Raw genomic sequence first — 8,450 nt, forward strand, 5'->3', positions numbered from 1 at the left:
GGGTCTGCGCCCAGTTCACGATGACGATGGCGGCCTGCAACCTCGCGAGGCTACCGAAACTCCTGACGGCCTGACGGAGAAGGCAACTCTGACCCGCGACCACCGCCGATGCCGATGCCGATGCCGATGCCGAAGAAAACCGACTTCAAATCGTGGCGGCAGGAATAACGTCCTTCAAGGCCGACTTCTTCAGCAGCCTGCTAATATGAAAAAAACCGTTCGCCGTAAGGTCAGAGGCTTAGGCAAGGCAAACACCATCGTCAAAGAGGAGGCGGGACAATGAGTGAAGAAATTCAGAGCGACCACTTCGAATTCAGCCGCCACGCCAAAGTTCGGATAGCCCAGCGGAGTATTCGTACAAGCAGTCTGGATCTGCTCCTGCTACACGGAACGCCATGCAACGCTGGTGGAGGCTGTGAAAAATACCGCCTTCTCAATCGCACAATCAAGCAGCTGCAGATGGGAGGCTACGATGCTGGGATGCTACAATCCGCCTCGAAGCTTTGCGCTATTGTAACGGCCGAAGGGAGGGTTGTTACGTGCTATCACGCGGCCCAGGACAGACGTAAGCGATCTCAACGGAAAGACGCCCACCGGAGAACCAGGTGCTCTCCCAACAGAAACCTTTAACTCAACCATGACGTCATGCGCACGGAAGCAAAATACACAAATACAATATACACGATAGGCCACGGGAACAGAAAATGGGAAGATATCTTATCTGCCCTCACCGAACACAGGTGCAAATACCTAATAGACGTACGAACAGTTCCGCGATCTAAATACAATCCGGATTTCAACAAAGAAACTCTGGAAACTTTATGCGCCAGATCAAGCTTATCTTACGTATTCATGGGGGACACTATCGGAGGAAGGCCGGTAGGCGATGAGTTCTACACATCATCAGGTCACGTGTCGTATGACGCAATAAAATGCTCCCCCAAATTCACTTCAGGAATAAACAGGTTGGTGAAAGCATCTCAGCTTGATGATAGTATTTTCCTGATGTGTAGTGAGGCAGACCCGCGGGAGTGTCATCGCACAAAGCTAATCGGCCAATCCCTTAAAGGACATAAAATCGAAGTGTTTCATGTAGATAAAGATTACTCCTTGCGATCTCAGGATGAAATTTTATCGGATATCACGGGGAACCAACCAGATTTGTTCGGAGAACCTTCGCAGACGTCATTTTCCAGGGGCAAATATAAGTGAATCAATTATTTACAATAGGTGTGTATGGCTGGAATAAGCAGTCTTTCCTAGATAAGATTATTTCAAATAAAATAGATTTGATTGTCGATATCAGGATGAGGAGGGGGGTTAGGGGAAAATCATATACATTTGCCAATTCGAAGGAGCTGCAGAAAACTCTCTCAGGCTTTGGTGTGTCGTACGTTCATATAAAGGAACTAGCTCCAACTAAAGAAATTAGAGCGATTCAATCGGATTCTGATACTGAAGGATCAGTGGCAAAAAAAGACCGAGAGCGATTGTCTGATGGATTTGTCGAAAAATATATGTCTGATATATTATCTGAATTCAATTACGATGGCATTAGCAAAATACTGGAAAGCCACCATAGCCCTTGCCTTCTTTGCGTGGAAGGTCCGGCCATGGCATGTCACAGGTCAATAGTGTCACAATGGATATATAAAAACAGCATGGTGCCCGTGTATAATATAGAGAAATAGTTGTCTATGAAATTTGAAAAGTCTGATGTAATTATTATGGCCAGAACGGTTATGGGCACCGATGGTCGCTGCATCGGGGCATATGACATTGGAAACAAGAGAAATATAAGGCTACTAAATGAAAATGGAGAAAAGCAGCCGCCTAGCTTTCCTTACAGGGTAGGTGATAGAATACAGGCTTCATATGTTGACCTGCCATTCAATGATATAAGGAAACCTCACACAGAGGATGTTCTGCTGGTGCGCCATAGTCTAAAAAGAAGTTATTCTATGAATGGGCTGTCGCAAAGCATAAAGTCAAATATTTACGTAAACTCAGGAGGAATCCTTAATTGTTTTTCAGGATTCTTGGCTAGTGAAAAACTTGAAGGCGATTCCCATATGCGAGGGTCGCTTTGTATTCCTCCAGGATGCAGATTAGATCATAGTGTTTGCTTCTGGGAGGCAGATGCAGATCTTAGGCTTTCTTTCAACTCCTATGAAAAACTCGCTTATACCTATAAAATAGGTGAACGAACGATAAAGATACCATTTACTGGGGATCATGATCCTCCTGAAGAGGTAAGTAAAGGAACGATTGTTAGACTCTCTTTGGCGCGATGGTGGAGGCCGAACAACAAGCAGCAATGGCGCTGCCAGTTGCAGATTTCTGGATCTTATCAGTGAGTATTTGTCACCCTTGGGCGGTTATCACCGGGGGCGTAGTGTCGAACCGCGTCGGGCATGTGTTCACCATCAAGAACTATCCGACCGGCACTTTCCCCGGCATGTTCGATGAACTGAACCTGCCAATCGACATGGTTATTACCAACTCCTTCGTGCCGATCAGCGATGATCGCGCAAGCGAGCTGATGCGGCGGAATCTGGAACAGCGGCGCGGTTCCGGTGATGCCGCCGAGACCGATCAAGACATGCTGCGAGAAGGCCGGAACCGCGTGTCCAGTGGCCTCGAAACCCTTGGGCACCATCACATGACGGTGGCGATCTACGCCGAGGATGAGAAGAGCCTTGCCCGCGCCGCTGCGGATGTTCGCCAGATCGCGCAAGAGACCGGAACCAAGATCATTACCGAAGCCTTCGCCGGTCAGGGCCATTACTTCGCCCAATGGCCGGGGAACGCGACTTATCGGGCGCGGACGGGCCTCATAGACGGTCTGAGGCTTCTTCCTGAAGGTCGAAAAATCGAAGTCGCTGGCGTCGGTAACTGCGCAGGTATGCGGGTTCGCCCACGCCTGCATCCCGGCTGATGCCAACACAGAGACGTAGGCCGAAAGTGTCTTTTCGGTGGTCGCGGCAAGCTGCTGGAAAATCAGCTTCGCGCTGCGATCCTTGACGGTCTTGGCATATCCCGCAAACTTCGCGTTGTTATCGCCAGCTCCGCCGAAGGCAAGTTTGTGGATGCGTCCAAGCGTCAGCTCTCCTTGCTCGTAGGCGAGGATGCCGCAGGCGACGAAAATTGAACGACTGTTGGGAAGGAAGCTCGATGCCGAAGCGTCGTCCGTTTGCAGGAAAAGGGTCGCGATCTTTTCCAGCTCGGCCATAACCGCGATCACCGCGTCCGCTTCCAAGGATTTTAGGTAGAGTGCAGCATAAGCATCGATGTGCATGATCATGATTATGTCATCCACCTGAAAAGTAGTCGTCATATTGCGCGCCTAGTGATCGACCCATCCTATCGCGACCGCAGAACGATTAGAAAGATGCATCATCATGTTGGCTTTGAACAGGGTTGCCGTGACCTATGGGAATGGCACACAAGCTCTAAAACCGACCTCGCTGAAGCTCGCGCAGGGGCAGTTTGTCGTCCTTTTGGGCCGCTCTGGCGCGGGTAAATCCACACTCATCCGCACCCTTAACGGCTTAGTTGCTCCTACGTCCGGTTCGATTATCGCTGATGGCGTTGGATCTCTGGACGGAGAGCGGGCGCTCCGAGTGCACCGCAGGCGCACCGGGATGATTTTCCAGCAGCACCAGCTCATCGGGCGCTTGAGCGCGCTTGATAATGTGATGACCGGTCGCTTGGGCTATCACTCATCCTTTCGAACCCTCTTTCCTCTTCCGCGTTCTGACCGGCAACTTGGGCTGGAATGTCTTGCTCGGGTTGGCTTGCTCGACAAAGCCTTGGTGAGGGCTGACCAGTTGTCGGGCGGCCAACAGCAACGTGTCGGCATCGCCCGTGCTCTGGTTCAGCAGCCCCGATTGATACTGGCTGACGAACCTGTGGCCAGCCTCGATCCGGAAACAGCCGTCGAAGTCCTTTCGCAACTCCGCCACATTTGCACGACGGATGGCATAACGGCTGTCATCAGCCTGCACCAGATCGACTTGGCGAGGCGCTTTGGTGATCGGGTCATCGCCATGCGTGATGGCTCTGTAGTCGCAGATGCGTCCGTTGAGGAACTGACAGATCAGATGTGCGCCTCGATCTACCGCAGCGAAGCTTCAGGCCGGAGTTCGCAGCAAGCGCATCACCATTCATCCCACTCCCAACCACAACCTGTTGCTGCCATGGAGGCCGCCCTATGAAGAAGTTGCTCCCCGTTGTCGTTCTCGCTGCTCTCGGCTGCGGCTCCGCAGTGCATGCGGAGGCAAATCCAGAAACTCTGCGCGTGGCGCTGTTGCCCGACGAGAACGCCGCCACAGTGATCAAAAACAATCGTCCGCTGGAAGAGTATCTTGAAGAAACTCTTGACCGCGACATCGAGCTGATCGTGACCACCGACTACTCCTCGATGATCGAGGCGATGCGGTTCGGTCGGCTTGAACTCGCATATTTCGGTCCGCTTTCCTACACGTTGGCCAAGACGAAGGCCGAGATCGAACCCTTTGCGGCACTGATGAAAGACGGCGAGACAACTTACCGCGCCGTTGTCATCGGCAACGCTGAAGCCGGCATTGAGACTATTGCGGATGCTGCCGGCCACGATGTGGCATGGGGTGACGTGGCATCTACTTCCAGCCACCTGATCCCGAAATCCATGCTGCTTAAAGCGGGTCTAGAAGCAGAGACGGATTACAGTGAGAACTACGTCGGCTCCCATGATGCCGTGGCGCTGGCGGTGCAAAACGGCAATGCCCAGGTTGGTGGTCTTTCGCTGCCCATCTTCAACGCTATGGTTGCTCGCGGCACGATCGACCCCGCGAAAGTTGTTGCGCTCGAAGAGTCCGATCCGTTTCCGCAGTATCCTTGGACGATGCGCTCTGACCTCGATCCGAACCTGAAGCAAGCCATCACCGACGCGTTCATCAACCTGAACGATGAGGAAGTGCTGGCGACGTTCAAGGCAGATGGTTTCGCGCCGATCAACGACAAGGCTTACGATGTCGTGCGGGATCTCGGTAAGATGCTGAACCTCGACCTCAGCAAATAAGACATATCAACCGCCATTCATTGCGGGCGCAGGCGAAGTCTGCGCCTCACTTTTCAGGAGCACGTCAATGACAGCGCTTTCCCAAAGTTTCGACAGCATCCTTCAGCGCCAAAGTAGAGCTTGGAAGCGCGCTGCCGTGATCGCGGTGATCATCGCTGGCGTCATCATTGTCAGCAGCTACCACTCCGGCTTGCTTGATCTGGAGCGGCTTGGTTCCGGCCTTCCTTCGCTTTGGCAGTTGGGAAGTGAAATGGTTCCGCCCGATTTCAGCCGTGGGATGGAGTGGATCGGCCCCTTGGTTGATACTCTTGCCATGAGCATCGCCGGGACGGCAATCGCGGTTCTGATTTCGCTTCCCGTTGGCTTTTGCGCTTCGCGAAAAACAGCGCCAAACCGCGTTATCTACATGATCGCCCGCGGCCTGCTGAACGGCCTGCGCTCGATCCCTGAGTTGATCATGGGTATCGTTTTCGTTGCAGCGGTAGGCTTCGGGGCTCTGCCCGGCGTTCTTGCTCTAGGCCTTCACTCCGTTGGCATGGTCGGAAAGTTCTTTGCAGAAGCCATCGAGCATTGTGACAATGCGCCAATCGAGGCGGCGCGGGCCGCCGGTGCTTCACCCTTCCAGATCGTCACGCGCGCAATCCTGCCGCAAGTCCTGCCTCAACTGGCCGATGTCACGATCTACCGTTGGGAGTATAACTTCCGCGCCTCCACCATCCTTGGCACGGTCGGAGCCGGCGGCATCGGCTTTGAGCTGATGACCTCTCTTCGGATTATGAATTATCAGGAGGTTCTTGCCATCATGCTGGTCGTTCTTCTGATGGTCACCGTGGTCGATCAGGTCGGCGCTCTTCTTCGCCGCCAACTTCAATAAAACAACAACAGGGAGCGCGACATGTTGCCCAAGATCGTTATCACGCACAAAGTCCATGACGAGATCCTGACCAAGCTGGCGCCTTATGCCCGCGTCAGCGTCAACGAGTCGGACGATACTTGGGCGCATGACAGGCTTTTGGCAGAACTCAGTGATGCGACTGCGATGATGGCTTTCATGCCGGATCGGATCGACGCTACGGTTCTGAGCCACGCTCCTAGCCTGCGGCTTGTAGCTTGCGCGTTGAAGGGTTTCGACAACTTTGATGTTGCTGCCTGCACGGCACGAGGGGTCCATGTCTCCATCGTGTCCGATCTTCTGACTGATCCGACCGCAGAACTGACCATCGGCTTGATGATTGGCTTGGGGCGGCACATCCTGCCGGGGGATGAAGCTGTCAGAATTGGCTACAAGGGGTGGAGACCGCGTTTCTACGGCGTGGGCCTGAAGGGCGCAGCGGTTGGCATCTTAGGCATGGGAGCGATCGGCAAGTCCATTGCTGAACGGCTCACGGGCTTTGGAACGCAAGTGAGCTATTGGGACAGGCGCGAGCTCGGCTCTGATGATGAAGAAAGGCTCAAGGTTACGTTCACGGATTTCGAACGGCTTCTTTCCACTTCGGATTTCGTAGTGTGTGCCCTTCCGCTCGCCAACGACACGCAGCATCTGCTCGGCGCACTGGAAGTTGCGAAGATGCGGAAGGGGACGCTTCTGATCAATCCATCACGTGGGAGCGTTGTGGACGAAGGGGCCGTGGTGGCTGCGCTGGAGGCGGGACATCTGGCGGGTTACGCCGCAGATGTCTACGAGATGGAGGACTGGGCGCGGCCGGATCGACCTGAAGCTGTCCATCCTGGCTTGGTGCAGCGTCGCACGGACACCTTGCTGACACCCCATATCGGCTCGGCGGTTACCAAGACTCGCCTTGCGATCGAGCATGAGGCGGCTGACAACATCATTGATCTTCTTGAAGGCCGCAGACCGCGAGCCGCTATCAATGAGCCCGCGTCTGTTCTCTAACAAGGTATCCTGCATGTATCATCTGTCTCATGTCGCTGCCTTCGTTGAAGTCATCGAGACGGGAAATTTTCGTGCGGCATCGCGACGGCTGCAAATCTCGCAGCCTACGGTTTCGAACAGCGTCAGGCGCCTTGAGGATATCCTAGGGGTGCAACTGGTAGATAGAGGGAACGATCGCTGTGTTCCGACGCGGCACGGAGCCATATTCTTGCCATTTGCCAAGAGCCTGCTGACGGTTTCTGCACGTGCCTTTGACCGCTTGCACATGGAACAAATTCAACTGGGTGCGAGCAGCAACATCGGTATCTACCTCATGCCGGAGCATCTGAAGCGCCTGCATGGTGCCAAAGGGCGCTCTGCCAACTTGGTAATCGCCTCCAACCTGGAGATCTTAGAAAAACTCCAGAGAAAGGAAGTTGATCTTGCTTTCATGGAGTGGTGGGACGGCCGGAATGGATACGAGGCCAGCCTGTGGCGCACCGAGAAGCTCATTTTGATTGTTTCCCCGGATCACCGGTGGGCAAGCAAGGGTTCGATAGACTCGTCTGAACTTTTCACGGAGTCGCTGATCGGAGGCGAGCGTGGAACCGGGACGGGCACTATTCTCCGCCGTGCCTTCGGTCAAAAAGCAGATCAGCTATCGATCAGCCACACAACCGGAAGCACTGAAGGGGTGAAGCGTGCGGTCAGAGCGAGACTAGGCGTATCGTTGGTGATGAAAAGCACGGTTCTCGATGAACTGGCTTCGGGTCAACTTTGTGAAGTTTCTATCAAGGGCGTAGATTTGGAGAAGCCAATTTGGGCCGTCCATCCTGTAAAGATGGAGGACGGTTCCCCGGAAGCCGAGACGCTTAGCATCCTCCTCAATGCCAAGACGGTGCCAGTTCTATGTCAGCAGGCTGCACGACCAGCCGAAGCAGCTAACTGAAAGACAGACATGGGGCCTCGAAAGAGATGTATGAACCGCAGCCGAACAGCGGCCGCGACCTTGTAGTGTGCTGAGTCTGACGTTTGCTACCGGCTTCCACGGATTTCATCGAGGGCTTTGAGAGCGCGACGTTCCCTGCTGAGAATATTGTCAGCGGATTTGGACCAGACGAAGGGCTTTGGTCTGGCGTTGTGAAGCAGCAAGTAGTCGTAGATTGCCGCCTCGAGATCATCGACGCTGGTGTAGCTCCCCCGGCGGATGCGACGGGTCGTGATCTCGGCGAAAAAGCGTTCAACCAGGTTCATCCAGGACGCGCTTGTCGGCGTGAAATGCAGCTTGAACCGGGTGTGTTTTGCCAGCCAAGCCTGCACCTCGGGCGTTTTGTGGGTGGCGTAATTGTCGAGCACGATGTGGATGTCGCGCGGTTTGCTGACCGCCCTGGTGGGCGACAACCATCTTGACCGGCACCGTCAGGCAAGTTGGCCGCCGCCGCCAGCCGTAGGGAGGGCGTAGCCCGACCGAAGGCTGGCGGCGGCGGCGCGGTTCTCTTCACGGGGATTGCGGGG

General features: G+C 54.3%; 9 protein-coding genes and 2 pseudogenes. 9 read left to right on the top strand and 2 right to left on the bottom strand.

From position 1 onward, the window contains the following. Nucleotides 1-645 precede the first annotated feature (645 nt). The 4 genes from IT41_RS22110 (at nucleotide 646) to IT41_RS22115 (ending at nucleotide 2,938) form a co-directional block, all read left to right on the top strand. The gene (locus IT41_RS22110; protein WP_074948239.1) at nucleotides 646-1,212 is read left to right on the top strand and encodes a DUF488 domain-containing protein; all 567 of its coding nucleotides are present in this window, start codon (nucleotides 646-648) and stop codon (nucleotides 1,210-1,212) included. Continuing rightward, the gene (locus IT41_RS20385; RefSeq protein ID WP_074948240.1) at nucleotides 1,209-1,691 is read left to right on the top strand and encodes a DUF488 domain-containing protein; all 483 of its coding nucleotides are present in this window, start codon (nucleotides 1,209-1,211) and stop codon (nucleotides 1,689-1,691) included. Before IT41_RS22110 ends, IT41_RS20385 begins: the two co-directional genes overlap by 4 nt. 6 nt (nucleotides 1,692-1,697) lie before the next feature. Then, a complete protein-coding gene (locus tag IT41_RS21070; RefSeq protein WP_139221803.1) occupies nucleotides 1,698-2,357 on the top strand; it encodes a dual OB domain-containing protein in 660 nt (219 codons plus the stop codon). Between the two features lie 101 nt (nucleotides 2,358-2,458). Then, nucleotides 2,459-2,938, top strand: coding sequence for a VirB4 family type IV secretion/conjugal transfer ATPase (locus tag IT41_RS22115; protein ID WP_414811563.1), 480 nt, complete (start codon nucleotides 2,459-2,461; stop codon nucleotides 2,936-2,938). Here the strand turns inward: IT41_RS22115 and IT41_RS22120 are convergent. Further along, nucleotides 2,849-3,337: pseudogene (locus IT41_RS22120) on the bottom strand (type IV secretory system conjugative DNA transfer family protein); the annotation flags it as partial. The gene IT41_RS22115 and the pseudogene IT41_RS22120 overlap by 90 nt on opposite strands. A 64-nt stretch (nucleotides 3,338-3,401) precedes the next feature. Here IT41_RS22120 and phnC point away from each other — a divergent pair. The 5 genes from phnC to IT41_RS18580 all read left to right on the top strand — a co-directional run bounded on the left by phnC (nucleotide 3,402) and on the right by IT41_RS18580 (nucleotide 7,884). Continuing rightward, nucleotides 3,402-4,217 (top strand): phosphonate ABC transporter ATP-binding protein, encoded by an 816-nt coding sequence (gene phnC, locus IT41_RS18560; protein ID WP_036744159.1) that lies wholly within the window; start codon nucleotides 3,402-3,404, stop codon nucleotides 4,215-4,217. After that, the gene (gene phnD / locus IT41_RS18565) at nucleotides 4,214-5,062 is read left to right on the top strand and encodes a phosphate/phosphite/phosphonate ABC transporter substrate-binding protein (protein ID WP_036744161.1); all 849 of its coding nucleotides are present in this window, start codon (nucleotides 4,214-4,216) and stop codon (nucleotides 5,060-5,062) included. The genes phnC and phnD overlap by 4 nt, the downstream gene beginning before the upstream one ends. A gap of 67 nt (nucleotides 5,063-5,129) precedes the next feature. After that, nucleotides 5,130-5,936, top strand: coding sequence for a phosphonate ABC transporter, permease protein PhnE (phnE, locus tag IT41_RS18570; protein WP_036744163.1), 807 nt, complete (start codon nucleotides 5,130-5,132; stop codon nucleotides 5,934-5,936). A gap of 21 nt (nucleotides 5,937-5,957) precedes the next feature. Continuing rightward, on the top strand, nucleotides 5,958-6,956 hold the full coding sequence (locus IT41_RS18575; protein WP_036744164.1) for a phosphonate dehydrogenase: 999 nt from the start codon (nucleotides 5,958-5,960) through the stop codon (nucleotides 6,954-6,956). A 13-nt stretch (nucleotides 6,957-6,969) separates the two neighbouring features. Next, nucleotides 6,970-7,884, top strand: a complete 915-nt coding sequence (locus IT41_RS18580) for a LysR family transcriptional regulator (protein ID WP_052081787.1) — start codon at nucleotides 6,970-6,972, stop codon at nucleotides 7,882-7,884. Between the two features lie 86 nt (nucleotides 7,885-7,970). Here the strand turns inward: IT41_RS18580 and IT41_RS18585 are convergent. Beyond that, a pseudogene (locus IT41_RS18585) lies at nucleotides 7,971-8,303 on the bottom strand (transposase); the annotation flags it as partial. Between the last annotated feature and the right edge of the window lie 147 nt (nucleotides 8,304-8,450).

The sequence above is a fragment of the Paracoccus halophilus genome (assembly GCF_000763905.1).
Lineage (GTDB): Bacteria > Pseudomonadota > Alphaproteobacteria > Rhodobacterales > Rhodobacteraceae > Paracoccus > Paracoccus halophilus.